Origin of the sequence: Halostella pelagica, assembly GCF_004762015.1 — an archaeon.
Classification (GTDB): Archaea; Halobacteriota; Halobacteria; order Halobacteriales; family Natronoarchaeaceae; genus Halostella; species Halostella pelagica.
In genome coordinates, this window is sequence record NZ_SJES01000002.1 from 521,734 (window position 1) to 546,846 (window position 25,113).

General features: G+C 63.3%; 26 protein-coding genes and 2 tRNA genes. 12 read left to right on the top strand and 16 right to left on the bottom strand.

What is annotated here, in order from left to right; all coding sequences use genetic code 11:
• Window positions 1–3: 3 nt before the first annotated feature.
• Both EYW42_RS07070 and EYW42_RS07075 read right to left on the bottom strand, forming a co-directional pair.
• Window positions 4–588: a response regulator transcription factor gene (locus EYW42_RS07070; RefSeq protein ID WP_135534547.1), complete on the bottom strand. Its 585-nt coding sequence runs from the start codon at window positions 586–588 to the stop codon at window positions 4–6.
• 161 nt (window positions 589–749) lie between these two features.
• A tRNA-Ser gene (locus EYW42_RS07075) sits at window positions 750–833 on the bottom strand.
• Between the two features lie 167 nt (window positions 834–1,000).
• Between EYW42_RS07075 and EYW42_RS07080 the strand changes: the two genes are divergently transcribed.
• The gene (locus EYW42_RS07080) at window positions 1,001–2,113 is read left to right on the top strand and encodes a hypothetical protein (RefSeq protein WP_135534548.1); all 1,113 of its coding nucleotides are present in this window, start codon (window positions 1,001–1,003) and stop codon (window positions 2,111–2,113) included.
• On the opposite strand, the gene EYW42_RS07085 is transcribed toward EYW42_RS07080, so the two are convergent.
• A complete protein-coding gene (locus EYW42_RS07085) occupies window positions 2,114–2,863 on the bottom strand; it encodes a TIGR04282 family arsenosugar biosynthesis glycosyltransferase (RefSeq protein WP_135534549.1) in 750 nt (249 codons plus the stop codon).
• A gap of 68 nt (window positions 2,864–2,931) precedes the next feature.
• On the opposite strand from EYW42_RS07085, the gene EYW42_RS07090 reads away from it, so the two are divergent.
• Window positions 2,932–3,120, top strand: coding sequence for a hypothetical protein (locus EYW42_RS07090; protein ID WP_135534550.1), 189 nt, complete (start codon window positions 2,932–2,934; stop codon window positions 3,118–3,120).
• 32 nt (window positions 3,121–3,152) lie between these two features.
• Here the strand turns inward: EYW42_RS07090 and EYW42_RS07095 are convergent, their stop codons facing one another.
• Window positions 3,153–3,785 carry a uracil-DNA glycosylase gene (locus EYW42_RS07095; RefSeq protein ID WP_135534551.1) on the bottom strand — a complete coding sequence of 211 codons (633 nt, stop codon included), beginning with the start codon at window positions 3,783–3,785 and terminating at the stop codon, window positions 3,153–3,155.
• An 86-nt stretch (window positions 3,786–3,871) separates the two neighbouring features.
• Entirely contained in the window at window positions 3,872–4,087 is a 216-nt protein-coding gene (locus tag EYW42_RS07100; RefSeq protein WP_135534552.1) for a hypothetical protein, read from the bottom strand.
• 188 nt (window positions 4,088–4,275) lie between these two features.
• Between EYW42_RS07100 and EYW42_RS07105 the strand changes: the two genes are divergently transcribed.
• The gene (locus EYW42_RS07105; protein ID WP_135534553.1) at window positions 4,276–4,674 is read left to right on the top strand and encodes a hypothetical protein; all 399 of its coding nucleotides are present in this window, start codon (window positions 4,276–4,278) and stop codon (window positions 4,672–4,674) included.
• 58 nt (window positions 4,675–4,732) lie between these two features.
• Here the strand turns inward: EYW42_RS07105 and EYW42_RS07110 are convergent, their stop codons facing one another.
• The 8 genes from EYW42_RS07110 to EYW42_RS07145 form a co-directional block, all read right to left on the bottom strand.
• A complete protein-coding gene (locus tag EYW42_RS07110) occupies window positions 4,733–6,253 on the bottom strand; it encodes an HVO_2922 family protein (protein ID WP_135534554.1) in 1,521 nt (506 codons plus the stop codon).
• Window positions 6,254–6,538: 285 nt separating this feature from the next.
• Window positions 6,539–6,928: a secondary thiamine-phosphate synthase enzyme YjbQ gene (locus EYW42_RS07115; RefSeq protein ID WP_135534555.1), complete on the bottom strand. Its 390-nt coding sequence runs from the start codon at window positions 6,926–6,928 to the stop codon at window positions 6,539–6,541.
• 36 nt (window positions 6,929–6,964) lie between these two features.
• Window positions 6,965–7,597 (bottom strand): hypothetical protein, encoded by a 633-nt coding sequence (locus EYW42_RS07120; protein ID WP_135534556.1) that lies wholly within the window; start codon window positions 7,595–7,597, stop codon window positions 6,965–6,967.
• Window positions 7,594–8,232 (bottom strand): twin-arginine translocation signal domain-containing protein, encoded by a 639-nt coding sequence (locus EYW42_RS07125; RefSeq protein WP_135534557.1) that lies wholly within the window; start codon window positions 8,230–8,232, stop codon window positions 7,594–7,596. Before EYW42_RS07125 ends, EYW42_RS07120 begins: the two co-directional genes overlap by 4 nt.
• Window positions 8,233–8,382: 150 nt before the next feature.
• Window positions 8,383–10,380: a SpoVR family protein gene (locus tag EYW42_RS07130; RefSeq protein WP_135534558.1), complete on the bottom strand. Its 1,998-nt coding sequence runs from the start codon at window positions 10,378–10,380 to the stop codon at window positions 8,383–8,385.
• 31 nt (window positions 10,381–10,411) lie between these two features.
• Window positions 10,412–11,722 carry a YeaH/YhbH family protein gene (locus EYW42_RS07135; protein ID WP_135534559.1) on the bottom strand — a complete coding sequence of 437 codons (1,311 nt, stop codon included), beginning with the start codon at window positions 11,720–11,722 and terminating at the stop codon, window positions 10,412–10,414.
• The gene (locus tag EYW42_RS07140) at window positions 11,713–14,040 is read right to left on the bottom strand and encodes a PrkA family serine protein kinase (protein WP_135534560.1); all 2,328 of its coding nucleotides are present in this window, start codon (window positions 14,038–14,040) and stop codon (window positions 11,713–11,715) included. Before EYW42_RS07140 ends, EYW42_RS07135 begins: the two co-directional genes overlap by 10 nt.
• A complete protein-coding gene (locus tag EYW42_RS07145) occupies window positions 14,040–16,112 on the bottom strand; it encodes a PrkA family serine protein kinase (RefSeq protein WP_135534561.1) in 2,073 nt (690 codons plus the stop codon). Before EYW42_RS07145 ends, EYW42_RS07140 begins: the two co-directional genes overlap by 1 nt.
• An 801-nt stretch (window positions 16,113–16,913) precedes the next feature.
• On the opposite strand from EYW42_RS07145, the gene EYW42_RS07150 reads away from it, so the two are divergent.
• Together EYW42_RS07150 and EYW42_RS07155 are read left to right on the top strand one after the other, a co-directional pair.
• Entirely contained in the window at window positions 16,914–17,309 is a 396-nt protein-coding gene (locus tag EYW42_RS07150; protein ID WP_135534562.1) for a DUF5820 family protein, read from the top strand.
• Between the two features lie 100 nt (window positions 17,310–17,409).
• Complete coding sequence (locus tag EYW42_RS07155; protein WP_135534563.1) at window positions 17,410–17,856, top strand: UPF0179 family protein; 447 nt, start codon at window positions 17,410–17,412, stop codon at window positions 17,854–17,856.
• 204 nt (window positions 17,857–18,060) lie between these two features.
• Here EYW42_RS07155 and EYW42_RS07160 read toward each other — a convergent pair whose 3' ends face one another.
• Together EYW42_RS07160 and EYW42_RS07165 are read right to left on the bottom strand one after the other, a co-directional pair.
• A complete protein-coding gene (locus EYW42_RS07160) occupies window positions 18,061–18,837 on the bottom strand; it encodes a succinylglutamate desuccinylase/aspartoacylase domain-containing protein (protein WP_135534564.1) in 777 nt (258 codons plus the stop codon).
• A gap of 40 nt (window positions 18,838–18,877) precedes the next feature.
• On the bottom strand, window positions 18,878–19,363 hold the full coding sequence (locus tag EYW42_RS07165) for a DUF309 domain-containing protein (protein WP_135534565.1): 486 nt from the start codon (window positions 19,361–19,363) through the stop codon (window positions 18,878–18,880).
• A gap of 117 nt (window positions 19,364–19,480) precedes the next feature.
• Here EYW42_RS07165 and EYW42_RS07170 point away from each other — a divergent pair, with 117 nt between their 5' ends.
• The 4 genes from EYW42_RS07170 to EYW42_RS07185 all read left to right on the top strand — a co-directional run bounded on the left by EYW42_RS07170 (window position 19,481) and on the right by EYW42_RS07185 (window position 21,343).
• On the top strand, window positions 19,481–19,957 hold the full coding sequence (locus EYW42_RS07170) for an Lrp/AsnC family transcriptional regulator (RefSeq protein WP_135534566.1): 477 nt from the start codon (window positions 19,481–19,483) through the stop codon (window positions 19,955–19,957).
• Between the two features lie 130 nt (window positions 19,958–20,087).
• Window positions 20,088–20,354 carry a HalOD1 output domain-containing protein gene (locus EYW42_RS07175; protein ID WP_135534567.1) on the top strand — a complete coding sequence of 89 codons (267 nt, stop codon included), beginning with the start codon at window positions 20,088–20,090 and terminating at the stop codon, window positions 20,352–20,354.
• 129 nt (window positions 20,355–20,483) lie between these two features.
• Window positions 20,484–21,143, top strand: a complete 660-nt coding sequence (locus EYW42_RS07180) for an HAD family hydrolase (RefSeq protein WP_135534568.1) — start codon at window positions 20,484–20,486, stop codon at window positions 21,141–21,143.
• 116 nt (window positions 21,144–21,259) lie between these two features.
• A tRNA-Leu gene (locus EYW42_RS07185) sits at window positions 21,260–21,343 on the top strand.
• A 324-nt stretch (window positions 21,344–21,667) separates the two neighbouring features.
• Here the strand turns inward: EYW42_RS07185 and EYW42_RS07190 are convergent.
• Window positions 21,668–22,417 carry a ribonuclease H-like domain-containing protein gene (locus EYW42_RS07190; RefSeq protein WP_135534569.1) on the bottom strand — a complete coding sequence of 250 codons (750 nt, stop codon included), beginning with the start codon at window positions 22,415–22,417 and terminating at the stop codon, window positions 21,668–21,670.
• A gap of 91 nt (window positions 22,418–22,508) precedes the next feature.
• On the opposite strand from EYW42_RS07190, the gene EYW42_RS07195 reads away from it, so the two are divergent.
• The 3 genes from EYW42_RS07195 (at window position 22,509) to EYW42_RS07205 (ending at window position 25,028) form a co-directional block, all read left to right on the top strand.
• The gene (locus EYW42_RS07195) at window positions 22,509–22,889 is read left to right on the top strand and encodes a DUF7522 family protein (RefSeq protein WP_135534570.1); all 381 of its coding nucleotides are present in this window, start codon (window positions 22,509–22,511) and stop codon (window positions 22,887–22,889) included.
• A gap of 121 nt (window positions 22,890–23,010) precedes the next feature.
• Complete coding sequence (locus EYW42_RS07200) at window positions 23,011–23,805, top strand: inositol monophosphatase family protein (protein ID WP_135534571.1); 795 nt, start codon at window positions 23,011–23,013, stop codon at window positions 23,803–23,805.
• 59 nt (window positions 23,806–23,864) lie between these two features.
• Window positions 23,865–25,028 carry a DUF63 family protein gene (locus tag EYW42_RS07205; protein ID WP_135534572.1) on the top strand — a complete coding sequence of 388 codons (1,164 nt, stop codon included), beginning with the start codon at window positions 23,865–23,867 and terminating at the stop codon, window positions 25,026–25,028.
• Window positions 25,029–25,113 lie beyond the last annotated feature (85 nt).

Here is a 25,113-nt window from a genome sequence, read left to right on the forward strand (position 1 = left end):
AAGTCAGGGTTCGACGAGTTCTTCGGGACCCGCGTCATCGTCGAGCGAGTCGTGCTCCTCGATCATCTCCCTGAGGTCGTCGTACAGCGACTCCGCGAGGACGGTCAACATCTCGAACCGGTCGCTCTCCACCAGTTCCTCGGAGTCCATCTCCTCTCTGAGAACGTCGATCTTCGATTTCAGCCGTAGATATTCCCGGAAGCGGGTATCGTAAGTCGCCCGCACGACCTGGGCCTCCACGACCGCTATCAGGTCGTCTTTCTGGGCCGGTTTGACGACGTAGTCGTCGAACTGCATGTCGACCACGTCCATCGTCGGTTCCAGCGCCGTCACCATGACGACCTGACAGTTGTTCCCGCTGTCCCTGAGTTCGTTCAGCACGTCGTCGCCCGATTTGTCGGGCATCTGCCGGTCGAGCAGTACCACGTCCACGCCGTCGGCGAGTTCTAACGCCTCTGATCCGCTGTATGCCGTCCGTATGTCGAACTCAGAGTCGAGATACTGGGCGTACAGGTCCGCTACCTTCGGCTCGTCGTCTGCCACGAGAACCGTCGTCCTCTCGCCCGTCCGCTCGCCACTCTCCGCCATTCGGTGTTTACTATCTCACCGGCGTGTAAATATGTTTCTGGTCCGTGAAATCGCCGGCACAGCGATCGGTCTGGAGTTTGGGAAACAACCGGCGTACCGGTAAGAGACGGGAGTCGAACTATGCGAAGACGGTTCGCTCGTCACGTCCGTTCCTCGCAAAACGGTGGGGATGGGATTCGAACCCATGAGGCCTTGGGGCCACCTGCTCTCAAGGCAGGCGCAATAGTCCGCTCTGCCACCCCACCTCGTGACCAGCTATGCAGCGGCCGGTTTAAGAAGTATCGGATTTGACCGTTCGCGTCGAGCCCGTGGACGAGCGGAGAGGGGGTGCGCTCGCCGGGACGTTCGGATGACTTCAACCGGGATTGTAGTTTACACAAGGCCCTTTGACAATAGGATGGTACCTTCGGGTATGCCCCCCCTGAACCGAAGAGAAGCCCTCCAGATCGGCGGGATAGCGCTCGGAACGGCGGTCGCCGGCTGTCTCGGCTCGGCTGACGACGAGTCCGATCCGACTGACACGACTAACCGGAGTAACCAGGACCGGAAACTGCTTGACTACGAGGTCGTCCAGTTCTCCGGATCCGATGGGACCCCGAACTGGTACGACGACAGCACGCCGGCACGCTCGCTCGTGATAGACAGCGAGAAACGCGCACGGGCGGCTTTCGGCTACGATGCGTCGGACAAAGTCCAGAACGCTGTCGAGGGGACCGACTTCGATTCGTCGGTGTTACTCTCAGTCACGGTCGCAGCGCCGACTGCCTGCTATCACGTCGAACTCGACGGCCTCTCGCTGGATGACGACCGCCTCGTCGGCTCGGTTTCGGCGGTAGACGACGGCCACGAGGACGATATGTGCGTTCAGACCGTCTCGTTCCCCGCAGTGCTCGTCCGGGCGCAGTTCGACGGGACTCCCGTCTCCCGCGCGACGCTCTCCGTCACTGACGGGTGGGACGACGAGACAGAACTGGAGGTGTCGGCGAGCGATTCGCTCTCACCCGCACCCTCCGAACTCCCCGGACACGTGCGCCCCGACGGCGACCCAGCGAACGTCCCACCGGAACTCTCCTGCGAGGACGACGCGTTCGAGCGCCACCCGTCGTGGTTCGACGATAGCGACGTTTCCTGGGGGGAAGCGACGGGCAACGACGGCGAACCCAGCTTCGCCCTGCGCGTGGATGAAACGACGGTCGAACGCGGCGACACAATCGACGTGACGCTGACAAACGTTACCGACGAGGAACAGACCACCGGAAACCGACACAAGTACAGTCTGCAGGTCCGGACGGAAGCGGGGTGGGAAGACGTCCGCGGAAGCACCAGCGCCGAACACTTCGGCTACACTGACGAAGCGATTCTCCACCCGCCCGGCGAGGGGTTCGACTGGACCATCGAGATGACCGAAAACGGCCTCGTCGAAGACCATCCGTTCGATCTGGAGGTCTGCCCGGACCTCCCTGCTGGCCGCTACCGGTTCGTCCACTGGGGGCCGACAGTCGCCGTCGCGTTCGACGTGGAGTGATCAGTCCCGGCGGAGCCTCGGCGTCCCGTCGTCCACGACGTCGACTGTGAGGCCGTAATCGGCGATGACCGTCGCGGTGTACTCCGGGATGATGCGTCCCGCACGGGTCCGCGAGCGGACCAGCGAGACGACGGAAGCCAGGTCTCGCCCGGTTTCGACGACCGGCAGCATCGGGAGATAGTCGACTTCGTGCCCCGCGTCCACGCCGCGGTCCGTCAGCGTCTCCAGAACCGGTGGGGTGTCAGCGCTCTCGAAATCGATCGTCTCGGTGAATCCCGCGTAGTACGTGCGGCCGTCGTCCGCTGGACCGAGGACGACCTCGTTCCTGCGGAGCTTCATCGCCGCGTTGTCGATCTCTTTCCGGTCGACGAGCGGTGCGGCCGGGGAGACGACCGCGGCGGACTGGACGCTCTCAGACTCCAGCAAGTGGGTCATCGTGTTGCCCATTCGGGCGGCGTACGACGACCCAACCTGTACCTCGAAGCGCGCCCCGTCGGCGTCTCCCAGCGCGTCTGCGACGACGGCGCGGAGCTGTGCCTCGGAACGACCATCTCCCTCAGGTAGGTCCTCGTCGTCGCGGTAGTTGACCAAAAGCTCCGCCCCGCTTCCCGCCACGGCGGTGACCACGTCCTTCAGCATCGCCTCGTAGAGGTCTACTGCCTCCGCCGCCGAGAGCGGCGACGTGTCGGGCAGGCGTGGCAAGACGACGTCCTCTCGCGGCGGATCGGCCAGTACTGCAACGACTGTCATACCTGTCTATCCGGGTCCCGGAGACTTAGGCGCGCCGTTTTATCCGAGTGGGGGCCGTATCACTGGTCATGCACTGGTCGAAGCCGTCAGCGGGCCTCGCGGTGTTGCTCGTCGGACTGCTCGCGGTCAGCACACTCGGTTTCGTTCTCGCTGACGTCGAAACCGCGGCACTGGCGACGGCCGCTCTCATCGCCGCCACGGTGGCGGTGTTCGTCGCTCTCGGGTGGACGGAGCGGCGGTCCACGCCGTACTGGTGAGGCCGCCCCGGTGAGGGTCTGTCCTATCGGGCCTACCGACTCCGCCGGCCCTTCGTCTGGCGGTAATCGCTCGCCATCAGTTCCGAGAAGCGCTCGACGAACGTCTGCGTCTGTTCTTCGGTCTGGTCCGCGGGGTCGACCATCGGCACCAGTTCGAACCCGCGACCGCGAACCGTCGTTGCGTGGTCGTCTACGACGTCGAACTCGTCCGCCGGGGTCGTCGTGTATTCCGTCGCTAGCTCGCGTAACGCCCGTTCGCCGACCGGGACGAGGATCTCGGGATTTATCATTCGGATCTCGGCGTTGAGATACGGTTCACACGTGACGACTTCCTCGTCAGTCGGCGGGCGTTCCGGGTCGCGACAGCGCGTCAGCAGCGTGAGAAAGGCGTTCGCTAGCTCGGGTTCGTCGCTGTCCGCCGGCGACCCACAGAGGCCGAGACGGCGGAGGATAGAGAGGAACGCCTCGGCCCGTTCGTCGCCGGTGAACGGAACGCCGGTCTCGTCCGCACCTGGGCCGGGACGCTCGCCGACGAAAACGAAGTCCGCGCCGACGTCCCCGTACCCGTGTACTATCTGCGTGCGCGTCTCGCAGAGGGCGGGACAGTTCTCGCAGTCCTCGTCCATGCCGAACGGGTTCGAGGTGTCCTGTTGGTGTGCGTCCACACGTGGGCAAAGCGCATCCAGCGTAAAAACGACCGCGGTGGCTGTTCTCCGCCGTCGTCGCGCTAACCGTTCGCGCGGTCGGGTCGCTACCGTTCGAGGCCGCCGCTTTCTTTCACGTTCAGGATGTTCCGGACGTTCAGGTAGATGTCTTTCGGGGTCGTCTCCTCGTCCGTGTCGTAGAGATCGCTGACGCGGTAGAGGATAGCGGCGATCTGTTCGCTCTCGGAACTGCCGCCGCGGACGTCGTCAGCGATCTCCCGGAGGCACTCCACGCGCTCTTCGTCGCTCTCGAACTCTGTCATACGGTCCACTATCGCCGGAAGAACTTGTAACAACTGCGGACCTGACTGCGGCCGGTGCGCCGGGATTTCACTTCCGGAGGTTGGATACGTGTCCAGTAGGTCTGAAGCCGCGTGACGTGGGCCGAACAGATTCACGTCCGTCGGTATTACAGCCGACAGTTAATACTGTCGCCGTCGGAAACCCGGATATGCGAATGGAACTGCGGATCTGCAAGCAGTGTTACGAGGGGACGCACGGCAACCCGGAGAAAACTGCGATCACGCGGGACATGGTGAACTGCGCAGAGCAGATCCGGGAGTACAAGGACCTCATCGGTCTCGACTCGCTGTACATCACCAGAGTCGCGGAGGGTGACCCCGGCGGCGAGGAGACCCTGCCGGCCGTCGTAGCCAGCATCGAAAACGACCAGATCGCCCTGTCCGACACCCAGTTGACGATGGAGGACGACGACCAGAACATGCTGGTGTACCCAGAACCCGAAGATATTCTGGACGTTCTTACGCGAAACCTCGACCAGATCAGCGAGCAGACGCGTCAGGACGTCACTGTCGAACTCTCGGAGGAAGGCGCGCAACTGATCTCCTGACGGCTGCCGCGACGCTGTACTCACCTGGACGAAAGGCGACGAAACGGAACTGCTGCCGTTACCGTTCGACGACGGCCGCCCCGGGCGCGGTTCGTTGCACCGCGGCGATCCCCTTCTTCGCGTTCTGTTTCGACGTGTACCCCTCGCCGCCGTCGGCGACGATGTTTCCGTTGCGGTGGCGAAGCCGCCAGCGGTACTCGCCGGCGGCGTCCTCGTACACCTCGAAGCCGAGGGGGTCGAACTGTAGCGTGTCCGCCTCGGGCGCGTATCGGCGGACGCGCTCGAAGCCGTCCTGGGCTCCCGACTCTGAAGCGTACCCCTGGCTACTGTCGGCGATGATCTCGCCGTTGTCCGCGACCAGACGCCAGCGGTAGCGGCCGGCGGCGTCCTCGTACATCTCGGGTCCGTCCTCGACGCGGTCGCGGACGCGGTCGACGGCTTCGACGGCGTTGCGTCGGGAGGCGTACCCCTCGCCGCCGTCCGCGATGATGCGGCCGTTACGATGCCGGAGCCGCCAGCGCCATTCGTCCGCGTTGTCGCGGTAGATCTCGAACGCCGCGGGGTCGTGTTCCAGCGTGTCCGCGTCGGCGACCCGGTTCGTCAGTCGGTCGACCGCGTCCTCCAGAGCGCGCCGCGAGGAGTACCCCTCGCCGCCATCCGCGATGACGTTTCCGTTGTCGTGTCGGAGCCGCCAGCGCCAGTTACCGCCGCGGTCCTCGTACACTTCTACGGTTGCGCCGTCCGAGGGTTCATCGTCCGGTTCTGGCAGCGACTCGGCGGGGTCCTCGGCCGGTTCGGCGGCGGTCGAGGGGTCGTCTTCGCCGTCTGCCGCCGGTGCGGCGTCCGCCGGCGGCGTCTCGCGGCGGTCGACAGCCGCACCGGGGGCGTTCTTTCGTACGCTCTCGATGCCTTTCTTCGCGTTACGTTCGTCCGTGTACCCTTCACCGCCGTCGGCGACGACGTTCCCGTTGTCGTGTCGGAGCCGCCAGCGCCACTCGCTCTTCCGGTCCTGATAGAGTTCAAACGTCGCCTTACTCGCGTCGGCGGAACTCTCTCCGGAACCGGTGTCGTCGGTCGCCGCTTCGACGACGCCGGGTCCCGTCGCGGGTTCTACCGGCGCTTCGTTGGAGACCGCGGGGAACAGGAAGGCGGCGACCACTTCGATGCCGATTCCCAGCGCGTACACCGAAAGGATGATCGGGCTGAGATCGCTCGTGTTCACGTTCCAACTATCGGGGTACGCCCAGAGGAAGGCGACCACCGATAAGAGGCTGACCGCCAAGCCCAGATACGCGACCTTCGTAGCCCGTTCGCGCAACGGCAACACGACGACGAACCCGTACATCAGTACCGGCAGCGCCAGCGCGCCGACCGAGAACGACAGCGACCGGTACGTCCAGAAGATAGAGGTCCCCTTCGTCGCCGTTGTACTCAGGAGAAAGAGGACGAAACCGAGGACGCCGAGCACTGACCCGACGACGAACGCCCAGTAGCCGTACGCCTCGTCGGACGTGTGCGGTCTGGCGACGTTGTCGCTGTACCAGTCGACGAGTGCGTTGCCTGTTGCATCGTTGCTCATATTTAACTTTTCAGAGGGTATCGCCGTAATACTTGTGGTGGTTTACCGAGTCACACACTTCTGTCTATGGTCGGTCATCGACCGGGGAAATTACAACTCGCCTCCCGGTGAAAATCCTTTCATCGGGAACCTCGCTGCGACCGGCCTCGACGGGATAGTCGTCGACGGTGAGGTGCCGCCCCCGGACCATCTGAAGGTCGACGTTGACGGACACGCACTCGAACTTCTCCGGGCGCTCGCCAGACCCTTCCCCGACGCTGTCAGTTAGCTACCGCCACGACGCCGTCAGTCGGTCACCGTAACAGCTACCTCCCGCGACCGCGGGCCGTCGCACTCGACGAGGAGTATCGACTGCCAGGTTCCCAGTTCGAGGTCGCCGTCCGTGACTGGGACGCTGACGTCCGGGCCGAGAACCGTCGCCCGCAGGTGCGAATCCGCATTGTCGTCTATGCGGTCGTGTGCGTGTCCCTCGTCGGGCACGAGGTCGGCGAGGTACCCTTCGATATCGCCCCGGAGGCGGGACTCGTTCTCCTGAACGACCAGCGCGGCAGTCGTGTGGCGGACGAACGCGGTACAGACGCCGCTCGCGCCGTCGGGGACGGCCGCGGCGACGCGGTCGGTCACGTCGACGGTGGTCAGTCGTTCGCCGGTGTCGACGGACAGTCGCTCGGTCATAATCGATGCGACGGCGACGACCGGGAAAAAACGTCGTTACTCGGCGCGAAGCCGCATCATCCAGCCGTACGCGACCATTGCGACGGTCGGAACGACGACGACACCGTACGGTTCCGTCCGGGCCGCCATCGACGACGGGCCCTCGACGTACAGACGCACGAGGGCGACCGTCCCCACGACGGCAACCGCCGTCGAGAACAGTAACGCGTCGTCTAAGTCCGCGTGAGACCCCGGTGACAGGGACCCGTACGACCGATACGCGCTGACGTACACCGCGAGGACAGCCGCGAACGCTCCGAACACGAGTCCGAGCGTGAAGTCGGGGGTGAGATGGAGCGTTCCAGTCGTGACGTAGACGACGAGTTCGGGCGCGACGGCGATGAGAAAGGCGATGACGGGACCGCCGTTGAACAGCGCGTACACGATAGGCACCACGAACGTCGACAGTACGACGAGGATTATGAGCGCCCAGAAGAGGGTGTCGAATACCGGCGACAGCGTGGCGATGGGGGCACCGGCCACCGTCGTTCGGGTGGAAACGGTACTCGCGACCACAACCGCGGTGAGAACAACCAGATAGCCGATCCCGACGAGCGTTCGCAGTCGGGTGTCCCCGAGAAGGTGCGTACCGAGCGGTTGCGCCGGGAGCGAGAACCGGTGGTAGTTCACGGCCGGATCACGGTCACGTGACCGTCGTGGTCGGGCGATTTCTCGTTTGCGAACCGTTGAGATTCGTCGACGGTCCATCCCGCCTCGTCGAACAACTGTTCGATACGGCGCTGGGCCTGTCGGTACGATTCGATGCCGTGGTTCGGCGTCGCCGCCGTATCTTCGTGTGCTTGCATCGATACGGCCCCTTCCAGTTCCCAGCACCGCACGTGTCGCCGGCCGACGGTCCCGTAAAACGTCTCGGCGGCGGTTGCCTGCTGGTGTTCGTACGTCTCCCGTTTGCGGTTCCACGCGTATCGGACGTATTCGACCGGAAGCGAGTACCAACCGGCGTCAAACAGGACGTCCATCACGTCGTCTAATCCCCGCTCCGTCTCTGAGAGGGGGAAAACGGCGTTTATCGGACTCGTCGGCGCGTAGCCGTCGTCCCGTTTCTTGTACTGCCACAGCGCGTACGGCGATGTATCCTCGGCCGTTACCGAGAGCGACTGATCGGTCGCGTTCGCGGAGGGGGACCGCTCATCCGACATCAGGGCGTCGCTGGCTTCCGGCGTTGACGGGAGGGCAAACACGCCCGCCGCCGTCCCGACGCCGGCGATAGCGGCTTTCCGGAGGAAATCGCGACGACCGGTCACGACGGGACACCTCCGTCGGGAGGCCGCCACTCGGTGATCTCTATCCTGTTCGATGACGCGGTCATCAACGAGTACCGAGACGGACCCGTCGTATAAGTATAACTATATTCTATCCGAAAATTACGTCGAGAACAGATCCGTACAGAAGCCTCAGGCGAGCCATTCGTCGGGTTTGGTGTCGTAATCCACGTCGGATGCGGCGATATCTTCGACTTCCTCCCACGAGAGGTCCTCGATAGTGTGTTCTTCCCCGTCGTAGCGGATCAGTTTCCCTCGTTCTTCGGGGTCCGGTTCCTTGTCGCGGCGCTTCGCGACCTCGATGTCGTGTTCGTCGACCTCCTTGACAATGGTCATGAGGTTGACGGGGCGGCCCCACAGTTCGAAGACGCGTTCCAGCGTCCGCTTGGCCTGCTGGATGTCGAGCATGACGCCGTTGTAGTGATGACCTAACAGCAGTTCGTTCCGGTTGTTGTAGTTGCCGTCGTAGACGCCGATAGTCGGCTTGCCGAAGTTAGTGAACTGGAGCAGCAGTTTCTTTTTCACGTCCTCGTACTCCGTGCTGGCGACGCGGTTCTGTCCGGCGGCCTGCGAGTACTCGTACGTGAAGTACTCGTTCTCGTCGACGAACTCCTGGGTGAGGAACTCGTCGAGGAACGTCACGTCGTTGTGGGATTCGCGGATCTCGCGCATCCGGTCCCAGCCGCGGGTGAAGTCGATGTCGTCGAGCGCGGCCTCCACGTCGTCGTACACCGCGTCGTCGAACATGTATCGGCCGATGCGTTCGAGGTCGCTCTGGCCGACACTGGCCAGGAATCCGCGGTACTGTGGCTTGACGAGCGAGTAATGCCGACGCGCCAGTCCCTCGTAGGTCAGGACCTTCCAGGGGTAGCGGTCGACATCTATCTCGCCGTCGCGAGCGTTCTCCAGGGCCTCGCGGTCGACGAATTCGTCCGGCAGTTCGGCCACTTCGTCCAGCGTGTCCGAGGAGAGACGGTCCAGCGCTTCCGGCGGTTCCAACGCCGATAGCACTCGCTCGAAGTCGACGGTGTCGGTGAAGTTACGCCAAGTAATTCCGTCGACTCGCAGGAGTTTCTCGACGACTTCCCGCCGGTTCGTCGTGTTCTCGATGTACTCCCACAGCTCCTTGCCGAGCTTGTACGGGTTGAGCCCCGGCGACCCGAGAACTCTGGCCTGGTGGTCGGCGTAGCTGATGAACTCATCGGCGGTCGCGAACGCCTCCTCGCCCATCATCATCGACTCCCAGTACGCGGCCCACCCCTCGTTCATCACCTTCGTCATCTTCTGTGCGGCGAAGTAGTACGCCTCCGCCCGGAGCATGTCGAGTACGTCGCGCTGCCAGGGCTCCATCTCGGCGGCTTTCTCCGCCTCGCCGTCGTACTGCTTGCCGTGCTTTCGGAGGAACGCGAGCACGTCTTTCTCCGGCACGTCGGGGAACGAGACGCCGTCCTCGTCCTCGTTCTGGCGTTCGAGCCACTCGTCGCTGAACACCTCCTCGCGCACTTCGTCGGAGACGTCGAGTTCGTCGAGCTGTTCGCTCAGTTTGTCGTCCGTATCGCCCTCGATGTCGTCCCCGAGCGTCCCCCGTGGGTCGAACACCTGATGCTGGTCGATGTTGTCCTCCAGCGAGAGCAGGTTGTCGATCCAGCGCTCGACCTCCGCGCGGTCGATGTCGGGGTCTTGCATGTACTCGCTGATGTTCCGGGCGTGGCGTTCGAGCATCGCCGCCGCGTCCAGGTCGTCGGCGAACATGCCGAACCACTCGTTGTTGGCGAAGAAGTCGGCGTGAGCTTCGACGTGGGTGATGACCGCCTTCTGGTCGGCCAGGTCATTCGACTCCTGCAGGAAGGCGTGCGATGGGTTGTCGTTGTTGACGATCTCGAACGCCTTGCCGCCGCCGTAGCGGCCCTGCTTTTGTTGCTTGTCGTACTTCATCCCCCACCGCCAGTGCGGATACCGCCGCTGGAAGCCGTCGTAGGCGATGAGCTCGTTCATCTCGTCGTAGTCGACGATCCAGTAGTTCACCGGGTAGGGCTCCAGACCGAGTCGCTCGGCCAGTTCGTTGGCGTCGTCGACCGGGCCCTGTAACTCGGCGGCGATCCGCCGAGCCTCGTAGCGGTCGAAGCTCATCGTTCCTCCGTAACGGTGGTCGGTTCGTTGGTCATGATTCGTCCTCCGTGCTCAGGATGTCGTAGATCGCGTCGGTCACGTCCTCAGGACCGGTGACGTACGTCACGGCGACATCGTCGCTGTCCTCGCCGAAGTGGCGTTCGACCTCCTCAGCGTGGGTGGCGTTAATGGCATTGCCGCTCGGTTGCGTCTCCACGTAGGCGTGGAGGTTCGCCGGGATCTGCTCCATCAACGGGATGACCCCCTCCTCGGTGTCGTTCGACGAGTTCTCGCTGTCGCCCGCGGCGAACACGTAGCGGTTCCAGTCGCTCCAGGGGAACTCCTGCAGCAACTCGTCGGCCAGTTCGTATGCCGACGATATCTTCGTGCCGCCGCCAGAGCGAATGCCGAAGAACTCGTCGCGTTCGACCTCCCAGGCCTCGGCGTCGTGAGCGATGTAGACGAACTCGGCGTTGTCGTACTTGCCCTGGAGATACCAGTCGAGCGGCGTGAACGTCCGCTCGACCAGTTCGCGCTTTTTCTCCCGCATCGAACCGCTCACGTCGCGGATGTTGACGACGACGACGTTTTTCTCCTTTTCCTCGATGATCTCGGGATGACGATAGCGCTCGTCCTCCCGTCGGAACGGAACGTGGCCGATCCCCTCGCGGCGGATCTGCTGTTGGACGGTCTCTCGCTCGACGTTCTCCTCGACCTGCTCGATGCTCTCCCACTCGCCGCGTTCGTTCTCGGGGATGTCGGAGTAGGTCTCGGTCAGCCACGCCTTCGAGACGGGGATGGACTCGCCGCGTGCCCACTCAAACGCCCGGTCCGGGGAGACGCCGTCGACTTTCAGCACTTCGGTGAGGAACTCCTCGTCGAAATCCATCGCGAGCTTCCGCTTGAGCCCCTTCTTGAACATCCGCTCGAAGTCGAGCGTGCTGTCGGGGCCGGACTTCGTGAGGTCCTTGAACGGCCCCTCCTTTTCCTCGATGACGCTCTTTCCTTTCGGGTCCAATTCGAGCCCGAGTTCCTCGTCGAGTTCCTCCGCGAACTTCTCGGGATCCATCTCGTAGTACTCGTGCTCGCCGCTCTCGTCGCCCGGCTCGCCCTCCTCGTCTCCGTCGCCGGGTTGAGGTTGGGGCTCGCCGACCGGGTCACCCACGTCGGCGTCGCCCTGACCGACCCCGCCCTGGTCCCGCTGGTCGTACTGGAACTCGGGGAGGTCGACTATCTTGATCGGGACGCGAACCTCGTTCGGCAGGCTCTGTCCCAGGTCGCCGTACTGGATGAAGTCGGAGAGGTCCTCGCGGCGCTGTTCGCCTACCTCGTAGAACCGTTCGAGGTCGTCTTTCAGTCCCATTTGTAACTCACCTGTCCCATGACGTGCCGACTCGTCAGTTCGGCCGACGCCTCGCTGTAGTCGAACATCTCGACCATGTTCTCGATAGTCTCCGCTTTGACCGCGGCCGTCTCGGTGCCGCTCGGCGGGTCGTCCCACTGCCGCGGGTCGAAGTCCTCGAATATCCGGGCGACATCGTCCCAGTCGTGGGATTCGAGGACGCTCTTGATCACTGGAATCTCCGTCAGGTCGACGTTGTGCGACGGCGTCTCGGCGGTCGAGGAGTCCGAACCGTCGCCGTCTCCGACCGAGAAATCCTCGTCGCGGCGCTCCCAGGCGTGGCGGTTCAACGCGGTGATCACCTTCTCGGTCCGGAACTGCCTGACGGCGGGCGACGGCTCGTTGCCGTCGTAGCTCTCCGGAGAGAACCGGCCCAGATGCTCGGTCTCGAACACCTTCATCTTCAGCGGGTCCGGGTCGACGCGTTCGCCGCGTTCGTTCTCCAGCGTCTCGTCGGTCGCCCAGGCGTACACGTGGTCGACGTACTCGGCGACGGTCTCCTCGTCGACCCGCCGGTCGCGCATCATCGCGTCGATGACGTCGTCTTCCTGTTTCTGAAACACGTGGTTTTTCACGGGGACGACGCGGTTCTCGAACTCCGTGCGCTCGCCAGGCGAGAACACCGGCGCGTCAGTCAGCCGTTCGGCCATCGCGTTCAGCACGTCCCGCGGCATGATCACGTCCTCGACGTTCAGTTCGGGATGGTGGCGGTCCGGCCGCTCGTGGAGGAGGTCCGCGATGGTGTCGCGGGTGTACGTCACCGGGATGCCGTGTTCGCCGTTCGCCCCGCCGTCGTCGGCGAACTCGAAGTCGTCTTTCTCGAGACGCTCGTCGCCGTCCTGAAGGTAGCCCCGGTCGAACAGCAGCGCCTTGTCCACGAGGTCGAGACCGGCGGGCAGGTCCTCGTCGTCGAGGCGCGTGACGACGCTGTACAGCGACGCCGCTTCGACCGTGTGCGGGGCGAGTTCCCGTTCGCGGACGGTTCCGTCGGACCCCTTGATCTCGATGGTCAGCGGTTCCGCGACCTTCTCCTCGACCGCGTCGTCGTCGCCGTCCCACACCGCCGTCTCGTTGGTCAACTCGCGCCGGATGAGTTCTGTCTCCAGGCTCCGGTTCGTGAGATACGTGAACTCGTGTTTGTCGAGGCGGCGCTTGAGCGCTTTCAGCGGGTCCATCCCGTTTTTCTCGGCGTGCTGGTTGAGTTTCGCTTCGAGGTCGGGGTTAGAGATGATGACTAGCTGCGTGTCGATGTCCATCCCGATCCCCTTGTCGAGTTTGACCGTCCCCTCGTCCGGCACGTTCAGCAGCTTCTGGAGGAGGTCGGCGTGCTGAGCCGCGTCCTCGACGACCGTCAGCAGGCCGTTACCCTGCGAGAGGACGCCGTCGTAGGAGAACGCCTGTGGGTTCTTCCGACCGCGCGAGTCGAGCTCCTGGAGCATGCCCCGCATCCAGGTGCCGACTAGTCGCTCCTTCGGTTGCCCCTCGTCCTCGGAGTGGAGGACGCCGATACCCTGCCCAACGTCCACGACGTAGTTTTTCACGCGCAGGTGGGCGTCGTCGGTCACCGTCGAGAACAGGTCTGACGCGCCGCGTCGGCGGTACTGCTTTTCGAGATACTCGTACGCCTCGCGGGAGAACGGGTCAAGGCGTTCGTCGACCTGCAGGTCGATGTGGTCGTCGTTGTCCGCGTTCAACTCGGCGAGGAGCCCCTCGCGAACCTCGGCCGGAAACACGGAGAAGGGGTGGGCCTGAACGGGGCTCTCGTACCACTGGTCCTCGTCGACGGGCGACTCCTCGCCGTACGAGAGGCCACGGGTGTCGTCCGCCGTGGCGACGTTCCACTCGACGGTGTAGCGCCGTCCTTCGGGCGTCTTCGAGTACTCGCGCAGCCCGTTTATCAGGCAGCGCTTGAGTTCGGATTTGCCCGTCGCCGTCGGCCCGTCGAACCAGACTATCTTCTCGTCTTTGCCCCGACCGGCCGCGATGGAGCGGAGGTCGTCGACGAACGCGTTCAACACCTCCGTGTTCCCGAGGACGGCGTGTTCGCCGTCGTTGTGCGGATCGTCGAAAAAGCGGTACCGCTCTTTCTCCTCGCCCTCCTCAACGACGGTTCGCGTACCCGCCGCCTCGATGGCTTCGAGGAGGTACTTGCTCGCGTGCGAGGCTATCCGCGGCGTTTCGAACACTTCGTCGACGTACTCCGCCAGGCTCTTCGGCTCCTCGTAGGTCTCTTCGAGCGCGCGGTCGGCCTCGCTGACGAACTCGTCGCCGTGGTTCATCAGTCCTCCATCTCGGCTTTTGCCACCTCAGCGCCGGCGAACTCCAGCACTTCGCGAGCGCCCGCTTCGGAGTAACCCTGCTCGATCAGGGCGTCGATCCACTGGTTGCGCTCGTCGTCGTCGAACTCGTTGCTGGAGACCAGCGCCGAGAAGTTGATGTTGTGTTTCTTGTCCTCCCACAGCTTCCGCTCGAGCGCGCGGCGCAGGCGCTCGTTGTCCTGCGGGTTGAACGCTTCGCCCTCGCGGGCGCGGCGGGAGACCCAGTTCGATACCTCCTGCCGGAAGTCGTCCTTGCGGTCCTCCGGAACGTCGAGTTTCTCCTCGACCGACCGCAGGAACGTCTCGTCGGGCTCTTGCTCGCGGCCCGTGAGTTCGTCCTCGACGGTCTTGTCGTCGATGTACGCCATCACGTGGTCCATGTACTTCTCGCCTTGCCGCTGGATCTCGTCGATGTCGTACGCCAGCGCGTGGCGGACGTCCTCTATCGCCCGCTCTTTGTACTCCTCGCGGACGGTTTCGAGGTAGCGGTAGTACGTCTCGAAGTTGTCCTCCGGGATCGACCCGTGGTGTTCGAGGTTCTCCTCGAAGAAGTTAAACACCGTCAACGGGGAGAGAAACCCCCTGTCGCGGTGTTTCGAGTCCATGATCGCCTCGGATATCTCGTCTCCGATGAACCGGGGCGAGACGCCCTCCATCCCTTCGCCGATGTCGGCCTTGGCTTCGCCTTCCTCCTGTAACTTCTTCACGTCGATGTCGTCGCCCTCGTCGACCTCTCCGTTGTACGCCTTGGTCTTCTGGAGCAGGTCGACGGTTTCGGTGTCAGGCTCCTCGATGCGCGTGAGGACGCCGAACAGACCGGCCATCTCCAGGGTGTGAGGCTCGACGTTGATGTCGGGAACGTCGGCGTTCGACAGCATCTTCCGGTAGATGTCGGCCTCCTGTTCGTAGGAGAGGACGTACGGGAAGTCGATCCGCTTCGTCCTGTCGTTGAACGCCTCCATCTTCTCGTCGCCTTTCTTGTCCTTGTACTCGGGCATGTTCGTGCGGCCGACGATCACCTGGTCGATGTCGATCCGCGGGTTGTTCTTCGGCTTGATCGTCTGTTCCTGCGTCGCGTGCAGGAAGTCGTAGAGGAACTCCCGCTGGAGTTTGAGCAGTTCCTCGCCGGAGAAGATACCGCGGTTCGCGTTACAGAACGCGCCCGAGTAGTCGAACGCTCGCGGGTCGGACTCGCCGTAGACGGCGATCTTCGAGTAGTTAACGTCGCCCGTGAGTTCGGTCTCGTCCTGGTTTTTCTTGTCTTTCGGTTCGAACGTTTCTAACCCCTGGCGCTTGTTCTCGTCGGCGACGAACCGGACGATCTCGATGTGGTTCGAAAGCACCTGCTGGAGGTCGTCGTCGTAGTACGCGAGCAGTCTGTCCATGTAGAACTCCGACTCCGGATCGAGCGATTGCTCGTTGCGGATGGTGTAGGGGGCGTCCAGACGCTCGTTCAGGTCGTCGATGATCGACTCGCGTTGCTCTTGCGGGATCAACACGATCGGGTCCTGGTTCATCGGCGACCGGACCGTGTCGTCGGACGGGTCCTGGTCGTCGACGACGTCACAGAGGTTCGTCCAGCGGAACGTGTACATCCGACCCTCGTCCCGCATGGTGTATTCCTCGTAATACTGCCGGATCTGCTGGTCGAAGGCGGACTTACCGGAGCCGACCGGACCGAGCAGGAGTTTGATTCGTCGTTCCGGCCCCAATCCGCGGGCCGACGACTTCACTTTGTTGACGAATTCGTGGATCGCCTGATGGATGACTCGGCCGTAAAAGGTGTTCTCGCCGTCGTTGACCGGGTCCTCCGACACCATCTTGTATTCGACGACTCCGGCCTCCTCGTCGTACTCCGTGCCGTAGTAGTCGAACATGTCCGCGACGCGCTGATGCGCGTTGCGGGCTATCTTCGGGTCGCCGTACAACTCTTCGAGGTACCAGTCGAACGACTTCGTCGCTCGCAGGTCCTCCGGGACCGATGCCTGGTATTCCTCGCTCAACGCCTCGAGTGTGTCGATGTCTCCTGTCATTGTATCACGGACGGTTAGTTGCCCACCCCGTTTCGATCGGGGGCGACCCCCGTAGATCCACAGTACGACAGGTCGTCGTCACCAACGAGGGGAGAGCGCGGGGCCGAACCCGCGGTGTCGGGGCGTGCCCACCGAACCGACCACTCGACGTCTCCGCGGTCACACTACCGACTTCGCCGACCGGACGACGCGACGGACCGACCGTACTTCCGTTGTGGCGTGACATGTGTGGTCGATTACCACGCTCGCGCGCGCGACGACGGGAATCTTCCATGGGAGCGTTCGAAAACGCTTGCGTCTGAAACCGGGTCGGAGCGCGAGAGCGGGACCGGCGGCAGGCGGCCACCGATAGTGTTTAATCTAAAAGTATCCAAGACACTTAAGTGTATACCCAAAACATATTTACAGGTATAATTCTACATATTAAGATTCCGGAACACGGCGGAGTGATGCGGACCGTTCATCGTTTCCGGCCCTCATAACGAGCGGGTTTTATATAGCCCACGGTGATACCCGGCGGTCTCAGTAACCCTGTCGACTGTCTGTGTGCGAGTCGGTGGTGCGGTTCGAGGCCGTTCACTATCTTCCTAGTGGGTGTACTGACGGACATCCATCTGCGGCGGATTTCGCAGGGATATCCCCGCGAAATACGGTAGCTACTGAAACGGTTCACACACTGATTGCACAGCAGACGTGCTCAGGTGTGCATCGGCTTTCAGTGGCTACTATAGCTGACGGATACGTCCGTTAGTGTCGTATAGGTCCGAGAAGGCCTTAGGCACCGGGGGTGTACTGTCCACTATGACCGATATCGATACGCCCGAGGGATGGGTCGTCTGGAACGAAGAACCGGACGGCCGGGTAATCCTCGCCTATCGCCCCGACGTGTTCGATTCGGACGCGTTTCCCGCGGCCTGTCTCCCGACGCTGTATCTGACGAAGGGCCGCCGGGAGTCCCGCCGGCCCGGGGCCTCGCCCGCACCGGGGGCGGACTGGTACGTCACGCTGTATCTCGAACCCGATGTCGACGACGGCGGAACGTCGTACGGGACGAGAGACGCCGCTGTATCGGGTGCACTCGACATCGCACGGTCGTTCGCAAACGGCGAGATAAACTACCGCGAGATGTATCAGGTCCCCCGCGAAGACTACTTCGAACGTCTCGACGAGCTAATACTGTCGGACGGACCGTCGTGACGACATTCGACACCCCAGTGTGTCCAAATTCGTCATGGGCCTCCGTCCGGCAGTATAACCGGACGAGAGACTTAACCTTCGCGGACAACAACGGGAATCCATGTCCCAGGTCACGCTCATCGGCGCGCGCCTCGCGAACGAAGGCGAGGAGTTCGTCTACCATGGGGAAGCCTCCGGGTGCGAGGGATGTCCGTACCGCGACCAGTGTCTCAACCTCTCCGAGGGCGTCAAATACCGCGTCGACGGCGTCCGCGAGAACGCACAGACGCTCGACTGTGCCCTCCACGACGGCGGCGTCCGCGCCGTCGAAGTCGAACCCGCGTCCGTCCGGGCGAACGTCCCCTCCAGAAACGCATACGCGGGGAGCAAGGCCAGCCTCGCAGGCCCCTGTCCGCACGTCGAATGCCCGAGTCACGAGTTCTGCGTCGCCGACGGCGCGGACGAGGAAGAGGAACGCCAGATTCAGGAGGTCGTCGGCGACCCGCCGCACGATACGTGCGCGCTGGACCGGGATCTGACGCTCGTCGAGTTTGAGTCCGAGGAATAAGCATACACGAACCAACCGACGGGCCGCGCTCGGCGTTCATGTCGAGCGCACGGGGGAGCAGGTACTCGAAGCGTGTCGCGGCGATCGCCGCGACTCGCGCAAACTGGCGGGCCTGGACTGACGCCTGAGGCGGAGCCGAAGGCGTCGTGGAGGACATTGAAAGGGCGAGCGAACACCTGCCAAGGTGTTCGTGAGGGCTTTCTTTTATAAGGTGTCTATTTTCTCTGCCGCGTAGCCGAAGACGTTCGCGTAGCCGTACGGCGACAGCAACACGGGGTAGAAGTCGTCCTCGGCAGTGAGTTCCTCCCCGTCGGCCGCGGCGAACGGTTCGCCGGCGTCGACGCGTTTGAAGTTCTCGGCGAACACCTCGTACGACTCCGCCTGTTCCTTGTCTATCGGCCGGAGCAGTTTGTACGCCGGTACGTCGCGCCGCATCGTGTCGCCCGGGAGCACGCCGGTCGCCGTGAGGAACTCCCGGATTATCCGGAGCGCGTTCTCCTCGGCCTGGTCCGACCCCTGGAGTCCGGCCTCTATCTCGATAGCCCGACCCGCGGCGAAGATACGCCCCTCGATATACTCGCTCGTCTCGACGACGGCGGCGACCGACAGTTGCGGGCAGATATCGCGGGCGGTGTCGTCGATCCCGTTGACGACGGCGAACGGCTCCGCGTAGGACTGCGTCGAATGCAGCGCCAGAGTCAGGCAGTCCGCTATCTCCGCCGTGATCGCCGCCGCTAGCCGACGCTCGTGTTCGTCGGCGGTGGACTCCCCCGGAAACGCGCGGTTGAGGTCAGTGTCGACGAACCGCTCCCCGCGGTCGAGCGCCTCCTCGTTCGCCACGATGAACTTCACCGGGCGGTCGACGGTGAGCGGTTCGTCGAGCAACCGCTCGACGGCACGCACGCCGCACGGTTCGTCACCGTGAATCCCGGCGACGACCGCTATCTCCGGCGTCCCGTCGCCAACCTGTTCGACTCGCATTAGCGTGTCCCAGGGCCTCCTCGGTGAAGTGGCTTGAGATTCACTCGTCCAGAGAGTCGGCGTAGGCGAAATCCGCCTCGCGGGCGGACGGTCGCTCCCCGTCGAGCGCTATCTGCCAGCCGTGCAACACCGTCGGATCGTCCAGCGCGTTCGAAAGCGTCGTGCGCACGTCCAGTAGGTCGACGCCGTAGAAGTCGTTCGGAACGTCGTAGAAGTACTGGAGTGCGGTGTCGAACAGCGAACGCATCCCGTCGTTGTCCTCGAAGTCGAAGTGTTTGTAGGCACCTGCAGCTACCTGGACCATCCCGTGGAGGAACTTGCTCTCGGTTGAGCCGCGGCCGTAGTTGTACCACTCGTCCTCGAAGCAGTCGTGCGACTCGTGGAATTCGCCCGCGTTGTAGAGGCGGACGCCGTGAACCGTCGCCCGGCGGAGCGTGGCGTGCTCCCAGAGGTCGTCGTCCGGTCGCCATCCGGTCGGCGTTCCGGTCGGCGGGGCGACGGACGAGTCCCGCGTGTGTTCGTCCATGGTCGAGCGATCGCTCCGAAGGCTGGTAACTCCGTCGCCCGCCCGTCAACTCCGGGTTCCGTCAGGACAGTTCGTCCGGAAAAGAGTCTATGAGGGTCCTCGTCGCTACGTGGAAACATGGCGCATCCGGAACTCGACTCCGTCGACGAGGGGATCCTCTTCTTGCTACAGGAGGACGCTCGCAACGTGACGACGAAGTCGATCGGGGAGAGGTTGAATATCGCTTCGAGTACCGTTGCAAACCGCATCCGAAAACTCGAACAGCGGGGGATAATCCGAAGCTATCAGCCGGACATCGACTACGCGCGGACGGAGTACGACCATCACCTACTCGTGATCGGGTCTGTCCAGCCGGAAGCGGACGTGAACCCGGTCGAAGACACCCTCGATGTCCGAGGGGTTATCGAGGCTCGGGAGCTACTGACTGACGAGCAGAACCTCTCGCTAGAACTGCTCGGAGCCAACCAGGAAGACATCGTCCGAACGATAGAGCGACTGCGAGAGGTCGGCGTCTCAGTCATCCGAACAGAGATACTGAAACGCGAACTCACCCAGCCGTTCGACGAGTTCGGCGAGCATGTCACGGATGAGTGAGGAATTATGTTCGTGGAAAGATGACGAAAAACAACTATTCAGATGGTTAGACGCGGAGAACGCCCGGACGTTGCTGGAAAATGTTTCATCCCCGACAGGCTTTAACCGGCGTATCGGGTACGATGTACTAATGGATGCACCTCCGACACCCCGCGATAGCGGAGGCGTAAGTGAGAAAGTAATCGACGCCGTCGCCGAAGCAGAAGGTATCGAACCAGTAGACGTGGCGCCGCCGTTGTACGAGGTGGTTGACCCGGAGGCGCTGGACCGGGTGTTCGCTCCGTCGACGGGGAATCAACTGAGCGGAGAAGTGACGTTCTCGTACAGCGGACACGAGATCACCGTCGGTGCAGACGGGGAAGTGCTCGTTTACTCGGACGCCGCTCGTTCCTCGTAAGACCGACGACCGTCGCCGCAACTAGGGACTGCAAATGCGTGGTAGCTGGTTCTGCAGTACATTGGCCGAGAGTTGGGTATCGATCAGTAACCTGAAGGTATTCGGAAGCAGACCAGCAGTAACCCGTAGATGTATTACGACGCTATCATCTTCGACCACGACGGCGTGATCACGACGCCGCCCGAGATCGACCTCCTCCAGTCGGCCGCCCGCGACGCGTTCGTCGAGGCTGGCGTCGAATCGCCGCCGGACCGCCACGTCGACGGTCTCGCCATCAACGTCACCGTCGATTGGTACGAGGACATCTGTACGGAACACGGTCTCGACCCGGACGAGTTCTGGGCTGTTCGGGACCGGGTCGCCTCCGCCGCTCAGCAGGCGGCAGTCCGAGACGGAGAGAAGACGCTGTACGACGACGTCTCCGCGCTCGCCGACCTCGACCACGATTTCGGCATCGTCAGTTCGAACCAGCACGAGACCATCGAGTTCGTCCTGGACCACTTCGATCTCACGGACCGCTTCGAGACGTACTACGGCCGCGACCCGACCGTCGAGAGCATCCGCCGCAAGAAACCGAACCCGTACTACGTCGAGCAGGCCATGGCTGATCTGGGCGCGGACACCGCTCTGTTCGTCGGGGACAGCGAAAGCGACATCGAAGCCGCGAGAAACGCCGGCATCGATTCCGCCTACCTCCACCGCCCGCATCGCGACGGCGCGGTGTCGAGCGCACCGACGTACGAGATCGATTCGCTCGCCGGCCTACACGACATCGTTTCGGACGACTGATCGGTGGCGTTCGGAACTCGCCGAAAGAAACGCGTTTCGTGCAAACTATAAACCGACGAGTACTGACCCTACAGTACGGTTCCGCGAAACCGCAAACAGACACACAGCAGTCGCGTGCGAGGGTAGCCAAGCCTGGAAACGGCGGCGGACTCAAGATCCGCTCCCGTAGGGGTCCATGCGTTCAAATCGCATCCCTCGCATCGCAAGATGCGGAAGACCGTCCCTTCGGGGCGATCTTCCCTCGCAACTTCTCACACCACTATCTCAGGAGTCGGGACTGTAGTATAGCGGCGGACTCGAGATCCGCTCCCGTAGGGTCTCGACGAGCGAAGCGAGTCGAGGCAGAGAAGTCGCAGCGCGCGAGGAAAGCGAGCGCGACCGTCTTCTCGCGGTCCATGCGTTCAAATCGCATCCCTCGCATCGCAAGATGCGGAAGACCGTCCCTTCGGGGCGATCTTCCCTCGCAACTTCTCACGAAATCAGATACCGCCGAGTCTGTACTCGGTCGAACGACGAACGCCGACTCACTCCGGACACTCGCAGGCGAACACGTCCTCGTGGAGGCGGTCAGTTACCGTCTCCATCAGCGTCGCGAGATTCGCCGTGTCTTCGCGGTTGTACGAGATGAGGGTGTCGAGCGCGTCGTCGTCACCCGCCTCGTACTCGCGCCAGAGGCGGACCGCGTCCTCGCCTGAGATGTCCGGTCGGTCACGTTCCAGTCCGATGTCCCGTTCGATGGCTTTCAGCCCCCCGGTCAGGCCGAGTTGCTTGCAGGGGTACATGAGGTCGACGTGCGGACAGTCGACGGACACGTCGAACGACGATTCGAGAAACGGGACGTCGAAACGCTTCCCGTTGAACGTCGCCACGAGCGACGCGTCGGCGAACTGTTCCGCGATGCGGTCCGCGGTGAGGTCCTCGCCGCGGACGAGTGTCGTGGTCTCGCCGTCCTGATGGAAACTCACCGTCGTTACCTCGTTGTGGTCGGGGCTCAGCCCCGTCGTCTCGATGTCGAAGTAACAGGTTTCGGACCGGAAGTTCTCGTGGAGTCGCCAGTGCGATCCCTGCGGGAACTGTTCTGCGAAGAACTCCGCGTTACCGTCGTCGAGATGCTCCCAGGCGGTAGCGACGAACGACTCGACGCGGTCGCCGGTTTTGGGACCGACTGCCGACGGGTCGAACTCCTCCCAGCGGGTGATGCCGTCGCGCCAGAGTCGCCGCTCTGTCGTTTCGCCGACGCCGCGGACCGGGATGAAACTGTTCTCGATTCGCACGTGACGGTGGGCGCACCGCGTCGACTAAACGCTTTCTACCGCCGGTCGGTGGACAGTATCGTTTTAACGATGGATCGTCATGTGTCGGACCATGGAAAACGACCTCCTCGCACCGGAGTCAGCCGATCAGATCGCCACGCTCTGTCGCACCGCTATCGGAGACAGCCTCCGTTCTGTCACGTACTTCACCCGCGACGACTTCGAGCAACTGTACCTCCGCGGCGACCTGGAACAGGACGCCGACCTGATGGACTTTATCGGCCACGAGTGGCAGGACTTCAAAAACACGCAGAACGCCTACTCCGGTTCCGAACTCGGCGAATACAAGTTCACGGTCCGCGCGTTCGAAAACGGCTATCTCGTCCGCGTGGCCACGGACCGAGAGGGCGTGTTCGCGACCACAGATAGCCTCACGCTGCAACAGTACGAGGAAGTCGCGACGGCTATCTCGGAGATCCTCGAAGAGCGCTGATACTGTCGGACGGAACGTCGTGAAGTCATTCGACACCTGATCTGTCGAAATGCTTCATGGGCCACCATCCGACAGTATGATCGCCGGGAGTATTTTCCCTGCCGGCGTCTATGGCGAGGGTATGGCCGCTGGATCACGTGCTGAACTCGTCGAACGGGCCGCTGCCGCCGGCGCGACAGTCGCTCTCGATGCGTTCCGCACCGATGTCGACGTCGAAACCAAAGCCGACGCCGAACCCGTCACCCGGATAGACAGAGACGCACAACGACGGGTGATAGCGGTGATCCGGGAGGAGTATCCCGACGAACCGGTCGTCGGCGAGGAGGGCGACACGCCGAAATCGCTCCCGGAGGGCGAACCGGCGTGGGTCGTCGACCCGATAGACGGGACCAAGAACTTCGTCCGCGGCACGCGGGCCTGGGGAACGAGCGTCGCGACGGCGACAGCGTCGGGGACCGCGGCGAGCGCAAACGCGTTTCCAGCGCTCGGAGACACGTACGTCGGCGGCCCGAACGGGACCCGCAGAAACGGAGAGGCCGTCACGGTAAGCGACGTGACCGACCCGGAGCGCGCACTGGTCGCGCCGCTGATGCTCTGGACCCGAAAGCGCCGCGACGAGTTCGCCGCGGCGACGCGGGCGATAGTCACCGAGTTCGACGACCTGCGGCGGGTCGGGTCAGCGCAGTTGACGCTGTCGATGATCGCCGCAGGGGAACTCGACGGTACGATCACCAACCTGTCCCCGCCGCCGTGGGACACCGTCGCCGGCGCTCACATGGTCCGCAAGGCAGGGGGCACTGTAACGAACGTGGCTGGCGACCGCTGGTCGCCGGGTGACGAGGGCCTCGTCGCCTCCAACGGACGGATACACGACGCACTGCTTTCGGCCGCTCGAACCCTCCCGGACGGCGGGTAACCCTCACTGGCAGCGAAAGACCGGAAACGTGATACCGTGTGAGTCGCGTTTTTCCCGCTATGGACGAGGTTCTAGACAAGGTCGACCCCGAGCGAGCGTGGGCGGCGCTTGTCGCAAGCATCGTCGCCGTCTTCGGTCTCGGGTCGGTCCTCTTTCACCGGACCGTTTACGTCGAGTTCATCTGGCACTACTTCTGGGGGCCGGTGTACGCGGACTCCGAGGGTGCGAGTTGCGTCGCCTGGGCGGACGGCCAGCAGCGGTTGCTCGATAGCAGCGAGTGCGCGTCCCTCCAAAACAACCCGGACCGCCTGGCGGATATCGGGCCGGTCGCGGAACCCGGATACACCCTCGTGTCCGAGGTCGGATACGTCGTCGTCCTGCTGGTCGCTCTCGTGGGAGTCATGTTCCTGCTCCGGAGACTCGACATCCAGCGGTACCGAACGGGCTTCTACGCGCTGTTCCCGTTCATGCTGTTCGGCGGGGCACTCCGCGTCGTCGAGGACGCAAACGTTGCGGCGATCCGCGCCGGCGTGGACCAACCGATCAGTTACCCGCTCAACACGCTGCTCATCAGCCCCCTGATCTACTTCACGATGTTTTTCTTTACGCTGGCTGCGGTCGTAGTCGCGGTCCAGCTCGACAGCCGGGGGTACGTCGATGGGTTCGAGTATCCGCTCGCCGGCATCGGAACGGCCGCGCTGCTCTCCTGTGTCGGCTATCTCGGCTATCTCGCCGGCACGGCGGAGTATGTCTACTTCCATCCACAGGTGCTCGCTGTCGTTCTCGTCGGAGCCACGCTCGCCGCGGGGTTGACCTGGGTCGCCATCGACCGGTTCGCACCCGAGGTCAACCGCGGGACGGGGCTCATCGGACTCGTCCTCATCTGGGGGCATGCGATCGACGGCGTGGCCAACGTCGTCGGTCTCGACTGGGCAGCGGAACTCGGCGTCCACTACGGCGACCTCGGGCCGAAACATCCGGTCAACGAGGCTATCGTCAACGTGACGGGCGCAGTCTTGCCGGCGAGCATCACACACTACACCGGCACGGCGTGGCCGTTCCTGCTCGTCAAACTCGTGGCTATCGTCCTCGTCGTCTGGATATTTGACGAGAACGTGTTCGAGGACAGTCCGCGCTACACGGTCATGCTACTGATCACGGTGCTCGCGGTCGGCCTGGGTCCCGGAACCCGGGACATGCTCCGGGCGACGTTCGGAATTTAGCGCTTCGAGGGCACCTTCGGGAAAGTGCCGACTCCCGCAGTCCGCGCACACGGCGATCTGGACCGACCCGGAAACGTTCGCGTCG